Origin of the sequence: Tychonema sp. LEGE 06208 (genome assembly GCF_015207505.1) — a bacterium.
Taxonomy (GTDB): Bacteria; Cyanobacteriota; Cyanobacteriia; order Cyanobacteriales; family Microcoleaceae; genus Microcoleus.
This window is the reverse complement of record NZ_JADEWT010000042.1, coordinates 17095-35963: the sequence shown is the minus strand read 5'-3', so window position 1 is coordinate 35963 and position 18869 is coordinate 17095. Positions and strand designations below refer to the sequence as shown.

Genomic DNA, 18869 nt, shown 5'->3' with positions numbered 1-18869 from the left:
AGCAATTGCTTAAGTAATTAAATTTTCATTCTTAATGCCAAAAATTAGCTTGTTTTATAGAGGCTTTCGTTGGGAAACTACAAATTTCTCAGGGAAATTGTTTTTTTGGACTAGGGAGTTTTGGTTAGAAAATAGAGTTAATCTGGAAAGAATTGCTAACTATTACTGAATTTGCAGGCAAAAATCATGAAGGTAGCTGTATTCAGCACGAAATCTTACGATCGCACTTTTTTGGAAGCAGCCAACAGCGGCCAACACGAGTTGGTGTTTTTTGAACCGCGCCTGAACCTGGAAACGAGCGTGTTAACTGCGGGATTTCCGGCCGTCTGCGCCTTCGTTAACGACTGTTTGGACGCTCCAACGCTCCGGGCGATCGCCCAAAATGGCGTGCGCTTGCTGGCGCTGCGATCGGCCGGATTCAATCACGTCGATTTAGCAGCAGCCCGCGATTTAGACTTAACTCTGCTGCGAGTTCCCGCTTATTCTCCCTACGCAGTCGCCGAACACGCAGTCGCCATGATTTTGTCCCTCAACCGCAAAATCCACCGCGCCTACAACCGCGTCCGCGAAGGCAATTTCGCCCTAGACGGCTTGTTGGGTTTTGACCTCCACGGTAAAACGGTGGGAATTGTCGGTACTGGCAAAATTGGCGCGCTTACTGCCAAAATTCTGCACGGATTCGGCTGTCGCCTCCTGGGATACGATGTTTTTCACAACCCGGATTGTCTGGCCCTGGGGATGGAATATGTGGCGCTGGCCCAACTGTTCGCTAACTCGGATATTGTCAGCCTCCACTGTCCGCTGATCCCGGAAACTTACCATTTGATCGATGCAGGGGCGATCGAGCAAATGAAGCCGGGGATAATGCTGATCAATACTAGCCGCGGTCAGTTGATTGACACTAAAGCTGTCACCAAAGGGCTGAAATCTGGTAAAATTGGCTACCTCGGCTTGGATGTGTACGAACAAGAGACGGATTTGTTTTTTGAGGATTTGTCGGATCTGGTGATTCAAGACGACGTATTTCAGCGCTTGCTGACTTTCCCGAACGTCCTGATTACCGGACATCAAGCTTTTTTCACTCAGGAGGCTTTGCAAAATATCGCCGAAACCACGAGCGGCAATATCACCGATTTTGAACAAGGGCGTACTTGTCCCAATCAAATCGACCTCAGTGAATTAAAAAAATGAGTCAAAAGAGCGATTTTGCAGCGACGGCAATTGTTTAAAATCAATTGATATGTTTGTTTTGCTTGCAATTTGTGAAAGTCTGGCTTAATCTCATCAATTAGTCCCGGCTGCCAGAATGCTGTGCTAAATGCCGGATAATTACACTGGCGGCAACTCAAAGCCTGCAATTTTACTTGACACCGGAGGAAGTATCAAATGACACAAGCTAACTTTTCTGACGACACACAAACGATGACTGAAGTCGTCACAGTAGACCTGGTGGCTGACCAACCCGGGGTCATCACTACAGTGACAACTACAGAAACACCGACAAGCCAGTTCCAAGATATTAAAGACCAAGTTCTCACAATTTTGTCGGAACTTCCAGTTTATCTGTCCAATTTTTTTACTGAATACCAAAAGCCTCTGGTCACAGTGGGTTTAATCCTGGCAGGCGGTGTTAGTCTTAAGGTAATGCTGGGAGTTTTAGCGGCTCTTAATGATGTCCCTTTGGTAGCTCCAGTTTTTGAGTTAATTGGCATGGGATATACGGGTTGGTTTGTTTACCGCTATCTCCTCAAGGCTTCTACTCGTCAAGAGTTATTAACGGAAGTTGATTCTTTTAAAGAACAAGTTGTAGGCAAAAATTCTTAGAGGAAGTCATTAGTCATTAGTGATTAGTCATTAGTCATTAGTGATTAGTCATTAGTAATACCAAATTCGGGTTTGGGATACCTACCCTTTATCAACGAGTCGGCGCAGGCCGACATCGTTTTTGTAGATGCAGTTTCAACCGCCGAATCATCCAGGGGTATGTTACCCGAATTTGGTATCAGTGGTTATTGGTCATCAGTTATTGGTGATTGGTTATTGGTTATTTGTGATTAGTTATTGGTTATTGGTTATTGGTTAGCAGTTAATGGTTATTTGTGAGGCTATACCAATAACCGATAACAAGTAACAAATAACAAATAACAAATAACAAATAACAAATAACCGATAACAAATAACCAATAACCAATCCCTCCGCTTCGCTCCGCCCAATCCCTCCGCTTCGCTCCGCCCAATTCCCAATCTTAATTTGGATGGCAAAGTTGTTGTAAAGTGGCGGTAAAATCGGGGTAGGAAATGGCAGCAGCTTCGGCCCGGTGAATGTTAGTAATACCTGTGGCGTTGAGCGCTGCGATCGCCAAACTCATCGCTATTCTGTGGTCGGTGTAGCTGTCAACATCCGCGCCAGTTAAAGGAGTTCCGCCGGTAATTTCCAAGCCGTCGGGTAACTCAGTAATTTGGGCTCCCATGCGGTTGAGTTCCACAGCAGTCACGGCCAGCCGATCGCTCTCTTTGACTCGCAACTCTGCCGCATCTCGAATTATTGTAGTACCAGACGCAAAAGCTGCCGCAACTGCCAAAATGGGGATTTCGTCAATCAATCGGGGAATTAAGTCGCCAGCAATGGTGCATCCCCGTAACTTACTGGAATAGCGAACCAAAATATCCGCTACCGGTTCGCCAGCCGCCTCTCGCTGATTTTGCAGTTCAATGTCAGCGCCCATCATTTCCAAAGCTTCCAAAATACCCGTGCGAGTTGGGTTGACTCCGACATTTTCGACTACGAGCTCGGAACCTGGGACGATCGCCCCAGCCACCAGCCAAAATGCCGCCGAACTAATATCTCCCGGTACAATCACATTCTGCCCTTGTAGTTGCGCGGGCCCAGTGACTGTAACGCTGCAAGTTTCTGGATCGACGCTCAATTTTGCTCCGAAGGCCCGCAGCATCCGCTCGCTGTGATCCCGCGAGAGAGCGGGTTCTGTGACTGTAGTTTCTCCCTCAGCCATCAAACCGGCCAGCAAAATGCAGGATTTAACTTGAGCTGAGGCGATCGGCGAATGGTAGTGAATCCCTTTTAACCGCTGTCCGAGTATCGCTAAGGGAGCTAAAGAACTGCTTTTTCTACCCCAAATTTGCGCTCCCATTTGTTGCAGCGGTTTAATGACGCGCGACATGGGGCGCGATCGCAAAGAACTGTCACCAGTTACCGCAAAAAAACGCCCTGGGTGAGACGCTAAAATTCCCAACATCAACCGCATCGTCGTGCCGGAATTACCCGCGTCCAAGACTTCGAGAGGCTCCTTTAACTCGCCAATTCCGACACCACGGACGCTCACCCGTTTTGCGTTAAGTTCCGAAACCGAGGCTCCCAACAGCGAGAAACATTTAGCAGTGCTGCGGGGGTCTTCTCCTAGCAGCAGTCCCTCAATAGTCGTTTCACCGCTGGCGATCGCGCCCAACATCAAAGCTCTGTGAGAAATCGACTTATCCCCTGGCACTCGAATCCGACCTCGCAGCGATAAGCCCGAAGCAGGTTTTTGAATGCTTAAAGTTTGACTTTCGCCTAGAAGCGAAGTAGTTATAATATCAGCTTGCATTGAGATAAACTAGGATGGGACAGCGTTAGCTATCCTACCCTTTTCTCAGTCCTAAGTCATACCATTTTAGATTTTAGATTCTTCGACTTCGCGAGCCAACAAGTTTTAGATTTTAGAATGGGGAATGATATACCGCATAGGGCTTTGGAACAGGGGCTACCCAATTTCATTATTTTGTGAAACTGGTATCAGTCACGGGGGACAGCAGATGCAACTGTACAGATTTTATCTTGATTTTACACAAACCATCCGTATATTTGCTCATATTTCACTTGTTGCACTCAGTTATTGAACAGATGATTGAATTTTGACTGAACAATTTTAGATTTTCGATTGCTAGTTGTAGATTTTTGATTGTTTTAAGCAAAATCTCCGGAATTTGGAATCCAACCAATCTAAACTCTAAAGTATAAAATTTCAAACTTGTACGCTCGCAACTTGTGAGCCAGCGTCTTAACCCCTCAAGTCGAAGGGAGCCGAAGCAAGCCGAAGTATCTCAAACCACCCGATCCACAATAACTCCTACACTTTTATTTATGCTGACGCATCACCGCAAGCCTGTAAGTTTATCGCTGGTATCCACAGATTTACCTTTGTGGTCATTCGTTGAAACCGCTGGTACGCTTTATCAAAAAGACAGCGATCGCTTTCACTTGTTGCTACACGAACCGGCAATAGTCGATCGCCAATTTTCCAACGAATCTGGCGAGGAAGTTGCTATCTTACCAACAAGCACAAAACCCCGGTTGCTGTGGCTAGAAGTTTCGCCCTATCGAGTCATTATGACCATGCAAGGAAACGGCAAATACAGTTACCGCCACTGCTGGGAACGGGGAATGTACGGGCTTAGCCGTTACTGGCTTCAGGGCGAATCGCTGGCGACTCCCGAACAGTTGCGCCTCCGCAACTTCACTCGCAACTTGACGCTGACAGGAAAGCCGGAACCGGGACACTTGCGGTTAGAATATGAGTTGTGGTCGGAAAAAGTACAACTCGGTCGCTATATTTTGAATCTAGAAATTCATCATTAAATTTGGTAATTAGTCATTAGTCATCAGTCATTAGTCATTAGTCATTAGTCATTAGTCATTAGTCATCAGTCATTAGTCATTAGTCATTAGTCATTAAGTAGGCGATCGCAAAAAACAATCACATCTTGCAGGGTATTATAATTGATGTTCTGATTTTTTTGCAATTACCTATTTAGCGATCGCTCTTACAATATTGAATCAGTTTGCCACTCAAAGCGTCTAGATTTTCCGCTGCTTGATTCGCCTGCTGTCCGTATCGGAGAATATTTGCGCTAGCTGTTTTGATTTGCTCTCGACCTTTTATACTGGTAGAAGCCTGATTTGCAGTCTCAAGAGCTTTGGCTATGTCGCCTAGTGCTTGACCCATTTCCCGGAAGGATTTAACCGATGGGCCTTGAATCTCTTTGAGGGTGGGATCTGTGACTTGCAAAGCCTCAAGTTGTTTCGCTGTCTGGTTCAAATCTTTAGCTAAGTTCTTGCTAGTTACAGCATCGTAGCTGCCTTTCTTAAGATCGATGAGAGTCTTACCTTTGGTGACAATTTCTGTAAACTTAGTACACTGGACAGTTCGGTTATCGCCGCAACTAATAGTCAGGGTACAGCAAGCAACAACTAGAGACAGGATGGCAATCTGTTTGCGAAAAAAGTACATGAATCCTCGGTTATAAAAAAAGTAGATTCTGGGATTTTATAGTATAGTGGAGAGTTTCGATTTTGGATACTTCGATTTTCTTCGACTTCGCCATAGGCTAAGTCGTCGTAGAAGTTTGAGATAGAAAAATTGACTCAGCTAGATTAATCAAAAAAGTTGGAAATTGGGTCTAAAATTAGGATTGTTCACTTAGGAGTGTGGGGGTTTTATCCGTTTTTAGGCAGATAGCGATTAGCGGATTTAGACAGCGATATATCTAGTGTCGAAAAACCAGACGGCTTTCAGACAAGCACGGCGTTAGCGAAAGTACATACCTGTTCAGGAACTATGGTCAAAAACAGCAATAACCTACAGAAGGGCAGCATTTGGGGATATCTTACCCTACTTTTGCCTATTTGCTTGACGGCGGTTGCCAGTTTCGAGTCGGGAACGATGTTTTGGGCGATCGCCACCACAGCGGGCATTGCTTGGGCTTACAAGTTTTACCAGCAGCAGCAAAAACATAAACTCGCTCATTTAGACTCGGTTTTCTACAAGTTGATCAAGGAAAATCAAGGGCGAGTTACGGCTTTGGATTTGGCGATGAATGCGAAACTCCCAGGATCAAAGGTTCAAGAATATCTTGACAAACGGGCCTATGAGTTTGCCGCCGATTTTGAAGTGACGGAACAAGGAGGAATTTTGTATTATTTTCAAATAGCTCCAAATGTCAATCAAAGCGCCACACCTAACGCGGCAATAGCTGTTAAAGAGCATCCCACAAATGGGGAACAAGCACAAGAAAAAAAACCTAATTTATTTCCGATAGCTCAAACCAAGACTCCTCAAAAGCCGAAAATCTCTTTTACCCAGACGGAACTTTCCCGTCGGTTCAAAGTTCACGCCACTACGATCGGCAAATGGAAAGTTAAACCGGAGTTTGCTGAGTGGAGCCGCGAAAAAGACCCGGAGAATCTCGCCTGGGAATATTCTACAGCAAACAAACGATTCTATCCCAAAGATTGAGAAGAAGGAAGAGGGAAGAAGTCATTAGTCATTAGTCATTAGTCATTAGTCATCTTGTCCGAAGAGCGAAGTCGAAGGATAGTTGTTAGTGCTGTCCCCCCCCGAACTTTCCGTCCAACGTCATCAGGAAGAAGGAAGAATATACCAAGAAAGCCGGTTTATACGACGTTCTGCGGTTGGTAACGAAGAATTTTGGAATCAACCGGGTTTCTGAGACTTGAGCGCGTCCTGGAAAGATTATGCTGGCTGTTGACCGATCGACCTCTTTGAGTTATTTTTAGTAAAATCGTGTTTTGTTGAGTTTGCCCGATCGACATCGGTAAATTCGATCGCCATAACAGCTTGTTTTTTTTACCCTATGTCCAAACCAACCTTGCGAGTAGTCGCCCGTCTCACAGCCTTTCCCGACAAAGTAGCAGAACTTAAATCTCTGCTGCTGAGCATTATCGAGCCAACTCGCCAAGAACAAGGCTGCATCAAATACGAATTATTGCAAAATCAAGCCGATCCTACAGATTTCACCTTTGTTGAAGAGTGGGAAAGTGCAGCTTTGCTAGAACAACATCTCGCTTCAAATCACCTTCAAGCCGCCGTGCAGAAATTAGAAGGTTTGGCCGTTGCACCTCCCGATATTCGCCGCTATGAATTACTAGCTTAATCGGCTTTTTATAGCAATTTTATTAATGTTTTTGAATTAGCTTGTACCCCCTAGCACCCATTAGTAAGGGGGGACAAGAATTCAGTTGAAATAGAAGCGCGGCTAAACAAAAATATGACAGTAGCAACAATAAAACAGTTATTCATTTACCCCATTAAAGGGCTGACACCGCAAGAAATGTCGGGGTTTGCTTTAACAGCAGGACATGGAATTAAGGGCGATCGCACTTTTGCTCTAATGTTTGCCGACAATCCTGAATTGGCACAAATGCCCGCCGAAAACGTACCTTGGAAGAGCAAAAAATCTTTTGCAGTTCAAAACGATTGGCCGTATTTAGCAGCTTTAGAATGCGATTATCAAGCGGAAACGACCATTTTAACAGTCCAGCGTCAAGGAGTTGCAGTGTTGTCAGCAGCGACGAACACAGCAGCGGGGCGCGATCGCATCAGCAGCTTTTTTAGCGAATATCTGGCGGAAATGCAGCCAACAAAAGAAGCGAGACACCCGCAGTTTGCACCTTTGCGCTTAGTCGGCGACAGCAGCGGCTTAACTCGTTATCCCGATCGAGAACCGGTACACATTTCTCTCCTCGCCCAAGCCACCCTAGACAAATTAACCGAAAAGGCAAACCAACAGATAGACGTGCGCCGATTTCGCCCGAACATTGTGCTAGAAGGTATTTCAGCGTGGTCGGAATTTGACTGGATCGGAAAACAGTTTCAATTAGGTACAGCTTTAATCGAAGTGACAGCACGAATCAATCGCTGTGTCAACATAGAAGTAAATCCAGAAACGGGCGATCGGGATATTCCCCTACTGAGTTTACTCAAACAAGAATTCGGTCACGCACAAACCGGAGTTTTAGCCAAAATCATCAACAGCGGCACAGTTAAAATCGGCGATAGTTTAAATTTATAATTCGTTCGTAATGAGGATTAAAGTCATTCTTCGTTAGTAATGAGGACTTTAGTCATTCTTGGATGCGGACTAAAATCCTCACTACAAACCTCATATTATCCTTCCTCTGAAATCCTCACCTTATTACCGATCAACTTGAGAAAACTCGCCCCAAAATGTTGAATTTCCAAAAAATTAGCATAAGTAGGAGTTGACTTATAAATCCTAAAAGTCCGCATAATTCCCAAAGTCGCCGCACTTTCCAGCGGGCCAATAAAGCTAGTATCCCTATCCAAAAAATGAGACTGCTTAGCCCAGTAAGCCATCTGTTCCGCATTCAAAAAATAGCAACCAGAATGAGGATTTAAAGCCCGTTCAAAAGAAATTGGCTGTTCCATAATTTTCCCCATTAACTGCGGCTGTTCCTCCACATTTTGAAACTTAGCAGTAACTCCGGCCGCTAAATCCCCATCAATATATGCTTTAAAAACAGCCCCTTGAGGCGATATTTCATAGCGATTAGGCTGAAGCAAATTTCCATTTCCGCCGTGATGTGTAAACCAATTTAATTTGCTAAAAAGCCAAGAATCGTGCAGAATCAAATCATCTTCTAAGTAACAGAAATAATCGTATTTGTCAAGACACGCTCGCAAAACTGCTTGACACTCAAACCCCAAAAGTAGCGGTTCGCATTTTGTAGCATGGTGCATAAAAGACCTAGGCTGTACCGGCAGTTGAGCCAACAAATGATAGCCTTGAGTAGTGCAAACAACAATATCAATTTCGTGTTTTTGAGCTTGATTGGCTGGAATAGTTGCACATTCCCGAATATCAATCATCGACTGAGATTGACCGTACAAAGCTTGTAGCGATGTCACGCAAGCAGTTAAAGCATTCAGTCTCGGTTGCGGGTCGTTTCGCTGGGAAGCGTGTTTCCCGTCGCCGCTGGGATTGTAAAAGTGAGCAATAGTGAAGAGAATTCGCATTGGTGTGGAGTAACAATTAAAAATTAAACAATAAAACAGAACGATCGCACAATAACTATAAATCTTACCGCACTTAGTCGCTAAATAACTCCGGCAATCTTCCTCGCAACTCAGCATTCAAACGCGGCAACTCGTCCCGCATTTGCAAGTACCAGTCTCGCCGCTGCCGGTAGTGCCCGCACAGCAAGCGGTTGTCGCGCACCCATTCGTAAGCATTCGCGGCTATTTGTTGGCGCAGAATATTATCATTAATTAGCGAATTTAGCTTGATTTCAAACTCTTTTTTATGTTTGTAAATTAACCCAGTTTCACCTTCAATAATTGAATTTTCGTAGACTGTGGGACTTGCCAAAACCGCAACTCCCCGTGCCGCACATTCAATAAACTTTAAATCGGATTTCATTTCGTTAACTGGGTTGGCAACTAGCGGCAACAAAGCTATATCGCAACTGTACATAATTTCTTGATACCGTTCGTAACTGCAAAACGGTTCAAATTCCTTTTGCTGTATTTCCAGCGCTTCAAAAAATCGGCGGTCGTGGATGACTTTAACTCGAATCCGATGTTTGTGTGCGACCAAAACTCGATTGAGCGCTGCCATAATCGGCTGCCAATCTTGTTCGCGGTTGAGGGCACCAAAAAATAGAGTGACTGTATTTTCTGTTGGGTAAATTCGCGCTGGGGGCAGATAAGCTAATTGATTGGGAAATACGGCAACATTGGGATTGTAGTGCCGCAAAATTTTGGCTAGCGGTTCTGTCGTTGTTTGAACGCAGTGACAGCCGCGATAGCTGAGGTAATTGTTGTCTGCATATTCGCGGCGGCGGATTGGATTGTCGTCAATTTCAGCTACTATTAAGTAGTCTTGTTGCAGCAGTTCTTTGAGCTTGGGAATGTAGGCGGGATATTGCATAATTGTCCGCTGCCAGATGAAGATTTTTTCTTCTCCAGCTAGCGGATTAATTGATTCTACGGTTTTCACGCTGGAGACGGTGCGGACTCCGGGAATTGTGGCGCTAAATTTGTCTGGTTCCAAAACTCGCACGCGATCGCAGCCTGTAGGAGCCATAATGATAGTTTGGATCAGCAATCTGCGGGGTGATATGGCCGATTTGGTCGATCGCACGATATAATATTGAGCACCGGTTTGCGTAGCAAAATCCGTCGATGTCAGCTCTAAAGCCTTCACCATTGGATGCAGCAATTGCTGGAAGCGGGAAAAAGTTTCGGTTTTGTGTCCCTTTCCTTGCAGTTCGTAAACCTGCAATCCAGCATCAGCAAATAGTGATTTAATACTTTCTAGGGTAAACCAGTGCTGCATCTTGCCATCGGGATTTTCCCAATCTCCCCGCAACAGATTGACAATGCGCCGCCAGTATTGAGCGTTGGGGATTGTGGCGAGAATTTGCCCTTCAGGGTTGAGCAAAGCACTGTACTGCTTGAGGACATCCCAGGGATTTTTGAAATAGGGTAGCAAGTCGCCAAAAATCAAGCAATCGACGCTTCCGGGGGCGATGTCGAGACTTTCTACGGCAAGTTCTTCAATATCGGCTACCGTCACCCAGTTTAGCCGATCGACCGCAATCGCGGCTTTTTCTCGATCGCGTTCAATGCCAATATACTGACAGTGGGGATTTATCTGCCTGTATTCTTCACCACTCGAACCCGTACCGCAGCCAATTTCGACTACGACTTTAGCATCCGGCGGTAGCAGTTTCAAAAGGTCGTGGTTGACGCGATCGAGCACTTTGTCTAAAATTCCTGATTAGTTTATTGTAAAATCAAACAGAGCAACCCATGCGACAGAAAACCAGCCGAAAGTTAGCATGGCGATGCCAGTATACAATGGCGATCGGCACATTTGTCAAGAACAAAATTTTCCGAGACCAACTCATTCTCTTGCTCTTCCCTCCCTTCTCTTCCTCAGCGTACTCTGCGCCCTCTGCGGTTCAATTAAATCCTGTTCCCCATCCAGCAAAGATTGCTACATCTTAGCAAATATTGAGAACGCGATAATTTATTCTCAACTCCTACCCTCCTCAAGCGCCATTGAGAATATCAATTAATTCAGCTTTTTAATCAAAAAAATAACACAACACTTAGCTCAATACATTAAAAACTATGAATCAAAATTTAGGAATTAACATCGCCGGCTACATCAACGGCGAATTTGGAGTCGGAGAAGGTGTCCGAGCAAACATCCGAGCAACAGAAGCAGCCAAAATCCCCTTTAACATCAACAATTTTTCCCGCAGTCCCCACCGCCAACAAGATAACACCTATCAAAACTTTAGCCCTGACAATCCGCACCCAGTCAACTTAATTCAAGTCAACGCCGACGAAGTGACAACCTTTATCAAACATAGAGGTTCCAGCTATTTTAAAAACAAATATAACATCGGATTTTGGGCATGGGAAATACCCGCATTCCCCCCCCAATGGCAGCCCGCATTTAATCACTTTCACGAAATTTGGACTTACAGCAATTATTGTGCCGAAACAATTGCCCAAGTTTCACCAATTCCCGTCATCAAAATAATGCCCAGCATTGCTCTGCCCGCACCTTCCCTCAGCAGAAAAGAGTTAGGTTTACCTAAAGATAAATTTATTTTCCTGTTTATCTTCGACTTTTGCAGCCGCATCGAACGCAAAAATCCTTTAGCTACAATTCAAGCCTTCAAACAAGCTTTCGGCGAAGATGACCGCCTATTGTTAATTATCAAATCTTCCAATTCACATCAATTTCCCGAAGCTAAAACCGCCTTAAACTCTACCATAGCCAACAATTCAAACATCAAACATCTAGACGGGTATTTGTCCAAAGAGCAAATTAACGGTTTGCTCTACAATTGCGACTGCTACGTATCGCTGCACCGCTGCGAAGGATTCGGGTTAACAATGGCTGAGGCGATGTTTTATGGCAAACCTGTAATTGCCACCGACTATTCATCAAATACAGAATTTATGAATGTCGGTAACAGCTTTTTGGTCAAGTATAAATTAATCCCGATTGAGCAAGATTGCGGGCCTTACAAAAAAGGCAATGTTTGGGCTCAACCGGATGTCGAACACGCGGCTGATTTAATGCAGAAAGTTTTCAATAATTACCAAAAAGCTCAAGAAATTGGAGCGGTAGCTGCTGAGGAAATTCAGACTTTACTCAACCCGCAAGTTACGGGTAGTAAAATTAGAAAACGTCTCGAATATATTGCCGAGATTACTGATAATTTTCAAAACTTGCCTCTGTCAGCAACAGCCAAAGCAGAGTCTGCAAAAATTAAGGCTGACTTGCAATCATCACACCCCAAAACTCAATCAAAAGCCCAACTGCAAAACTGGCAGCCTTTGGTAAGCATTTGCATTCCGACGTACAACGGAGAAGCGTTTATTGAGGAAACAATCAAAAGTGCTTTGGCTCAGACATATCCCAACATAGAACTGATTGTATCCGATGACGGTTCCACAGACCGCACAATAGCGATCGCCCAATCCTTCCAATCCCAGACATCCGCCGACTTCCGCATCATCCTGCACCGCAACTACGGCTTATCACAAAACTGGAACTTCTGCATATCCCAAGCCAAAGGCGAATACATTAAATTTCTGTTTCAAGACGACTTGCTAGCACCAGAATGTATCGAAAAAATGGTCGCCCTCGCCCAACAAAACCCCGAAGTCGGTATGGTTTTCTCCCCGCGCGCTATCACCATCGCCGCCGATGAATCTCACCCGATTTTGCGTAAAGCTTCCCAATCAATTAAAGATTTGCACAAAAGTTGGTCGAATTTAAAATCTATTCAGTCCGGAAAAGAATTGCTCGCAGATGCTAACTGCTTGAGCAACCCCATCAACAAAATTGGCGAACCGAGTACCGTATTAATTCCCGCCAGAGTTTTTGCAGAAATAGGATTGTTTGATTCAGGATTATCTCAGTATGTAGACTTAGATATGTGGTGGCGCATCATGGGCAATTATCACATCGGATTTGTAGACGAAAAACTGTCGTCACTCAGGATTCATCCCGACCAACAAACCTGGAAAAACTTCGCGGCTGGGGAAAATCATAAAGATGTGGTCAGATTTTACAAAAAACTGCTAAATAGTCCTGAGTACAGTTTTCTCAATCGCGAAATCAAACATACAATCCGCCAAAAGTTAGCCATAAGAACCCAGCCTAATATATCTAACTTGTCAGCGCTGGTAGAACAGTACAAAAAATATCCATCCAACCAGTTTATTCTGGAAAAGATGCGCCAGTACCGCCAACAATTAGCGGAATATTGGCTAAATTTCCCAGCCAAAAATTTAGAAATCGCTTACTCGCAAGCAGCGGGAAAAGCTCATAAGTTGTTAATGGATTGCCACCTGAAACATGAAATTTTAACGGAGTCAGAACAAAGTTTTGTGCAGCAGTTAGTCTCGCAACTTGCTGACGCAGGGGCAATTGCTGAGCAGATTCAATATCTCCTCGCAGCGATGCTGTACGGGGAGGCTTATCAGTTGCGGCTAGAGTATAAAAATGCAGCGATTCCCCAGTGGTTTTTTGACGATTTTCTGAATTTTCTATTTCAATCTCCGACTTGTTTTCAGCAGAGGGGAGATGTTGAAAAATACTCGGAATATTTCCAGGGGTTGATAGATTACGTCGCTACTAATATTGCCCGTTTTCCCGATGCGGAAGTTTGGCGTTATTTGGCTGCTTATATTGCTAAGAATGTTAGTTTTAAAACCTTGAATTTGAGCGAAGCTAATCTGCTAGATGTCTTGATTCGGCGAGCTGATATTCTGGAATTTTATTTAAAAAATATTGGCTGTCAAATAGACTGGATTTTTGCTGAAATAGTAGTTAAACGAACTAAAATTAGAGTGGGATTTTTGCTGAATCAAATTAGTTTGAATTCCGAGACTTTTGCTGCTATTCCCACGTTTGAATATTTGGATAAAACCAAGTTTGAAGTTATCGTGTATCATTTCCAGGTAGAGGATGAGCAATTGGGGAAATATTGCGAAAGTTGCGCTGACAAACTGGTGCAACTTTCGGGGGATTTGCCAGAGCAAGTACAGGAAATTCGATCGCACGATTTAGATATTCTGCTAATTTGCACTAATATCGCCGAAACTTCCCAAGCAACCGCGCTGCTGTGTTTGCACCGACTGGCGCGGGTGCAAATGGCTACCGCTGCATCAAATCCGGCCAGCACTGCAGCCCGAAATATCGATTATTTGATTGCTGGAGATTTGACATTGCCGACAGGTGCAGCAGCACAGTATCGGGAAAAATTAATTACTTTAGAAGGTTCGGGAGTTTGTTTCAGCTATCCGGTAGCATCAGCGGCTGCCACAGTTGAACCGACTCGCAGCAGTTGGGGAGCCACTGATGAATCTGTAGTGTTCATCTCCGGTGCTCCGGTTTGGACAATTATCCCAGAATTGCGATTAACTTGGGCAAAAATTATTGCTGCTGTGCCGAATTCTATTTTAGTTTTGTATCCCTTTGGTTCGGGCCGAGAAAACTACGCGGCGGTGCCTTTTTACAACCAAATTCGATCGACATTCGGGGAATTTGGGCTTGACAAACAGCGGATAGTTGTGATAAGAGCGCTAAAAAATCGCGCAGATTGCATAAAATGTCTGAAATTAGCTGATATATATTTAGAAGCCTATCCATACAGCGATGCCGGCTCCGGTTCAGAAGCGCTGTTGGTAGGGTTGCCAGTAGTGGCAAGAAAAGGGCAAAAAATTCGATCGCGCCCATCAGCAGCAGTCCTCGAAGAGCTACAACTTCCGGAACTTGTAGCAAACAGCGAGAACTCTTATATAGAGCTGAGTACAGCACTGGGAACCAACCCAAAACTGCGCCGGCACTATCGGGATCGAGTCCAGCAAACAATGGCGACAAACCCCAAAATTCTTGATAGCCTCGCTTACTCCTCCCTGATAGGCAAACTATTTGAAAGGAACCCGTAGCCCGGTAAAGCGTCAAGAAATAGACAGCAATAGCGCTAGCTTTCTTAACGCTCTGCTATCATCGGGAGATTGAGAGGTTAGTGGTTGTCGCTCTTTTCCTGCCACAGCTAAATTAAAAGGGAAAGCGCAAGTCAGTTGGAGATAAAAAAATGACAGGACTTTTTCAAATAGGCGATAAATTGCTTCAAGCTCAGGATATGCCATCGCTCCTGAAGCGGTATCAGTTGATGCCTCAATTTTTGCGGGGTGTAATCATAGACCAAGCGATCGCATCCTTTAGTTGCAGCGACGAAGAACGACAGGGAGCCGTCGAAAACTTTCTGGCACAGCACCAACTGACAGCGCCGGAAGCCCGAGAAGCTTGGCTCCGCAGCCAAAACATGACTGCAGCAGAACTTCAAGACATGGCCGTCAGACCCTTGCTGATCGAAAAATTTAAGCAAGAGACTTGGAGACCTAAAGTTGATAATTATTTTTTAACCCGCAAAGCCAGCCTAGACCACGTAGTCTATTCCCTGGTACGCACCAAAAATCCAGCACTAGCAAACGAACTTTACTTTCGCATCCTCGAAGGCGAACAAACCTTTGCCGAAGTGGCCCGCAACTTTTCCGAAGGCCCAGAGTCCAAGTCCGACGGCGTGTTGGGCCCTGTACCCCTGAGCCAGCCACACCCGGCAATCAGCAAACTTTTGTCTGTCAGCAAGCCAAATCAACTCTGGACACCGCGTCCTCTGGCAGAATGGATGGTAATTATTCGACTAGAACAGTTCATGCCGGCCCAGCTCGACGAATCGATGCGGCTGCGCTTGATTAACGAACTCTTTGAAAGCTGGGTCGCCGAACAGGTATCGAAGATTGGCCCGCTACAACCCCTGTCTTCGGTGTCTTCAATATCGTGACCGAAAGCAATTTTGTCTGGGGCCGCGGATTTATCCGTGGAAACTTTAAAAGCGTAGCATCCTGACAAAAAGCCTCCGGATTCATCTGTGGATTCAATCTAAAATCTAAAATCTAAAATCTAAAATCTAAAATCGGATGACTTCTGCCGCTGTTTCCCTCTCCCAGATTCAGGATTTCTTAGCTAAAACACCTCCCTTTGACCGACTCTCTGAGACGGCTCTTCTAGCGTTGGTGGCTAAATGCCAACTCCTAGGCTACAGCACGGGGCAACCCCTGTTTGAACGGGAAAAAATGCCGGCTCAGGTGGCAATTATCTATCAAGGCCAGGCCCGGCTGCTGGGGTTTGACCAGCGGTCGCAGCGCCACGTCAGTTTGCGTTTGGTGCAGTCACAGGAAATTATAGGCTGGGCTGGCTTGCTCAGGGGAATTCCCTGCGAAACGGCGATTGCCTCTACAGATGTAATCGCGATCGTCATACCTGCTGAAGATTTCCTGAGTGTAGTGGAAAAACAACCCACATTCGGAGAAGCCTTTCGCGCTCACTCTTCCTTGAGCGAAGTATTTGAACTGTTGAGCCTGGAATTGCAGCGCCAAGCCGACGGTACTTCCAATCTCAAGGAACTCACCCTGCAAGCTTGGGAAGACGCGACAGTTGTCAACGTGCCAAAGGGCAACAAAAAAACCCAAGAGCTCGCCCAAGAGTTAGATGCCGATCGCATTTGGCTCGTCAGCAGCGGAGTCTTGGGCGATTTTCCCACCGGCAGCCGTTTCTCTGTGGAAACCGCAGCCAAATCCTTAAAAGTAGAAGGTCACGCCGGCGCGCGCTTGGTCGGCTTCCGCGAACCCCCAGAACCGCAACCAGAGTCACAAATCGAAACTTCGATACAAGACCCAGGCGTGAGGTCGCTTAGTGGTGAAAAATCGCTGGTGATTAAGCCCGCACCACCTCCTGCAGACCCGCGAGCCGAAGTACCAAAGGATACGAAATATCCGGTTTTCCGCGCCAAAGGAACCATAGATGCGCCCCTAGCTTGCTTCCAAATGTTGAGCAAGTATTTCGGCATCAAATTTCGTCGGGATATCATCCGCAAAGTTCTAGAAAATCAGTTAAAAACCGCTGGTGCGATCAACTTGCAAGCCTGCGGGGCGATCGCCCAAAGCATCGGCCTCACGCCCCAATTAGCGCAAGTCCCAGCCGAAGCCATCAACCGCATCAAAGCTCCCGTAATGGTTAAATGGGAAAATAGCTTTGCCATTATTTACAGCATCACCGAGCAAGAATTGGTGATGGCAACTCCTGAAAAGGGGCTGATGCGGAAGCGGATACCTCAGTTTAAAGAAATCTGGGGAGAACTAGGAGAAGTCCTGCTGCTGCAAGCTCCCCAAGTCGAGCAAAAAGAGCAGTTCAGCTTCTGGTGGTTTGTGCCGGCGCTGATGGAACACAAAACAGTGTTTTTTGAAGTGCTTTTAGCCTCGTTTTTTGTACAGTTATTCGGTCTGGCCAACCCCTTAATCAGCCAAGTAATTATTGATAAAGTATTAGGTCAGCGCAGCATCGACACCTTGGATATTTTGGGGGCGTTTCTGTTAGGTGTTGCCCTGTTTGAAGGACTGCTAAATGGTTTGCGTACCTTCTTATTTATAGATACTTCCAACCGCATCGATGTCAAGTTGAGTGCGGAAATCATCGACCACTTGCTGCGGCTGCCCCAGAATTACTTTGACAACCGGCGCGTCGGAGATTTGGTTTACAAATTCAGCATGATGGGCCAGATTCGGGAATTCATGACGAGTACAGCTTTAACAGTTGTTCTCGATGCAGTATTCTCGGTGGTCTACGTCGCGGTGATGCTTTCCTACAGCGTGAAGCTAACCTTCGTATCTTTGGCAGTGGTACCGGTACTGGCGCTGATGATTATTCTGATTAATCCCCTGGTGCTGCGCCTGATCAAACAAAGAAATATGCGTTTTGCTGACTCTCAATCTTATCTAGTAGAAGTAGTCAGCGGAATTCAAACTGTTAAGGCTCAAAATATTGAATTAAAATCCCGCTGGGAGTGGTCTAGCCGCTACGCAAAATACATTACAGCCAGTTTTAAAACAATTATCACGGGGACAACAGCAGGTACGATTAGCAGCTTTTTAAACCAGGTGGGTAACTTGGCTCAGTTGTGGGTGGGTGCTTATTTGGTACTGAGCAATGACATGACTTTGGGCCAGTTGATTGCTTTCCGAATTATTTCGGGGAACGTGACTGGTTCGCTGCTGCGTTTTGTGAGCGTGTGGCAGAGTTTCCAAGAAGTCTCGATGTCGATCGATATGCTCAAGGATATTGTCGATAAACCCACGGAAACCAGCGAGGAAGACAGGAGCAATATCCCGCTGCCTGCAATTCAAGGGGATGTTAAGTATGAGGAGGTTTCCTTCCGATTCCTAGAAAGCGGGGCTCTGCAATTGGCGAATGTGAATTTGGATTTTCCCGCTGGCAGTTTTGTGGGAATTGTGGGGGGAAGCGGTTCCGGTAAGAGTACGGCGATGAAGCTGTTGCAGCGTCTTTATGCCCCGCTTTCGGGCCGGATTTTTATTGACGGTTACGACATTGCCAAGGTGGAATTATATTCGCTCCGCAGTCAGCTTGGGGTGGTGCTGCAAGATACTTTGCTGTTTAACTGCTCGGTACAGGAAAATATTGCCCTGAGCAATCCCGATGCGAGTACGGATGAGATTGTGCGGGCGGCAAAATTAGCTGTGGCTCACGACTTTATCATGGGCTTGCCTGCTGGCTACAATACGATAGTCGGAGAGCGCGGTGCGTCGCTTTCTGGGGGCCAAAGACAGCGTTTGGCGATCGCCCGCACGATTTTGCAAAACCCGAAATTGCTGATTTTAGACGAAGCTACAAGCGCCCTCGACTATCATTCCGAACGCCAAGTTTGCAATAACTTAGCAGAAGCTTTCGCAGGTCGCACGGTGTTTTTCATTACTCACCGCCTGACTACCATCCAAAACGCCGACTTAATTATTATGATGGATCAAGGCTCTGTAGTCGAGCAGGGAACTCACAAAGAATTAATGGCTCTTAGAGGACGTTACTATTGCCTCTTCCAACAACAAGAGTCATCGAATACTTGATATCTCACAACTCACAACTTACAACCGATAACGAACAAT

The 18869-nt window shown here is 45.6% G+C and carries 13 protein-coding genes; 9 read left to right on the top strand and 4 right to left on the bottom strand.

Going from position 1 to position 18869, the window contains the following annotated elements:
* Nucleotides 1-186: 186 nt before the first annotated feature.
* Together IQ263_RS13205 and IQ263_RS13200 are read left to right on the top strand one after the other, a co-directional pair.
* On the top strand, nucleotides 187-1191 hold the full coding sequence (locus IQ263_RS13205; RefSeq protein ID WP_194067829.1) for a 2-hydroxyacid dehydrogenase: 1005 nt from the start codon (nucleotides 187-189) through the stop codon (nucleotides 1189-1191).
* A gap of 195 nt (nucleotides 1192-1386) precedes the next feature.
* Nucleotides 1387-1824, top strand: a complete 438-nt coding sequence (locus IQ263_RS13200; RefSeq protein WP_194067828.1) for a CAAD domain-containing protein — start codon at nucleotides 1387-1389, stop codon at nucleotides 1822-1824.
* A 422-nt stretch (nucleotides 1825-2246) separates the two neighbouring features.
* Here the strand turns inward: IQ263_RS13200 and aroA are convergent, their stop codons facing one another.
* Nucleotides 2247-3602 carry a 3-phosphoshikimate 1-carboxyvinyltransferase gene (aroA, locus tag IQ263_RS13195; RefSeq protein ID WP_194067827.1) on the bottom strand — a complete coding sequence of 452 codons (1356 nt, stop codon included), beginning with the start codon at nucleotides 3600-3602 and terminating at the stop codon, nucleotides 2247-2249.
* 536 nt (nucleotides 3603-4138) lie between these two features.
* On the opposite strand from aroA, the gene IQ263_RS13190 reads away from it, so the two are divergent.
* The gene (locus tag IQ263_RS13190; RefSeq protein WP_194067839.1) at nucleotides 4139-4633 is read left to right on the top strand and encodes a hypothetical protein; all 495 of its coding nucleotides are present in this window, start codon (nucleotides 4139-4141) and stop codon (nucleotides 4631-4633) included.
* Nucleotides 4634-4805: 172 nt separating this feature from the next.
* On the opposite strand, the gene IQ263_RS13185 is transcribed toward IQ263_RS13190, so the two are convergent.
* Nucleotides 4806-5285: a hypothetical protein gene (locus IQ263_RS13185; RefSeq protein ID WP_194067826.1), complete on the bottom strand. Its 480-nt coding sequence runs from the start codon at nucleotides 5283-5285 to the stop codon at nucleotides 4806-4808.
* A gap of 327 nt (nucleotides 5286-5612) precedes the next feature.
* Here IQ263_RS13185 and IQ263_RS13180 point away from each other — a divergent pair, with 327 nt between their 5' ends.
* From IQ263_RS13180 to IQ263_RS13170, 3 genes are all read left to right on the top strand, one after another.
* Entirely contained in the window at nucleotides 5613-6290 is a 678-nt protein-coding gene (locus IQ263_RS13180; protein ID WP_194067825.1) for a hypothetical protein, read from the top strand.
* 358 nt (nucleotides 6291-6648) lie between these two features.
* Entirely contained in the window at nucleotides 6649-6948 is a 300-nt protein-coding gene (locus tag IQ263_RS13175; protein WP_194067824.1) for a putative quinol monooxygenase, read from the top strand.
* A gap of 114 nt (nucleotides 6949-7062) precedes the next feature.
* Nucleotides 7063-7866 carry an MOSC domain-containing protein gene (locus tag IQ263_RS13170; RefSeq protein ID WP_194067823.1) on the top strand — a complete coding sequence of 268 codons (804 nt, stop codon included), beginning with the start codon at nucleotides 7063-7065 and terminating at the stop codon, nucleotides 7864-7866.
* A gap of 95 nt (nucleotides 7867-7961) precedes the next feature.
* Here IQ263_RS13170 and IQ263_RS13165 read toward each other — a convergent pair whose 3' ends face one another.
* Both IQ263_RS13165 and IQ263_RS13160 read right to left on the bottom strand, forming a co-directional pair.
* Nucleotides 7962-8831, bottom strand: a complete 870-nt coding sequence (locus IQ263_RS13165; RefSeq protein ID WP_194067822.1) for a calcium-binding protein — start codon at nucleotides 8829-8831, stop codon at nucleotides 7962-7964.
* A gap of 73 nt (nucleotides 8832-8904) precedes the next feature.
* Entirely contained in the window at nucleotides 8905-10578 is a 1674-nt protein-coding gene (locus IQ263_RS13160) for a methyltransferase domain-containing protein (protein WP_194067821.1), read from the bottom strand.
* A 374-nt stretch (nucleotides 10579-10952) separates the two neighbouring features.
* On the opposite strand from IQ263_RS13160, the gene IQ263_RS13155 reads away from it, so the two are divergent.
* From IQ263_RS13155 to IQ263_RS13145, 3 genes are all read left to right on the top strand, one after another.
* On the top strand, nucleotides 10953-14798 hold the full coding sequence (locus IQ263_RS13155; RefSeq protein ID WP_194067820.1) for a glycosyltransferase: 3846 nt from the start codon (nucleotides 10953-10955) through the stop codon (nucleotides 14796-14798).
* 149 nt (nucleotides 14799-14947) lie between these two features.
* Nucleotides 14948-15697, top strand: a complete 750-nt coding sequence (locus IQ263_RS13150; RefSeq protein ID WP_194009725.1) for a peptidylprolyl isomerase — start codon at nucleotides 14948-14950, stop codon at nucleotides 15695-15697.
* A gap of 136 nt (nucleotides 15698-15833) precedes the next feature.
* The gene (locus tag IQ263_RS13145; protein WP_194067819.1) at nucleotides 15834-18830 is read left to right on the top strand and encodes a peptidase domain-containing ABC transporter; all 2997 of its coding nucleotides are present in this window, start codon (nucleotides 15834-15836) and stop codon (nucleotides 18828-18830) included.
* Nucleotides 18831-18869 lie beyond the last annotated feature (39 nt).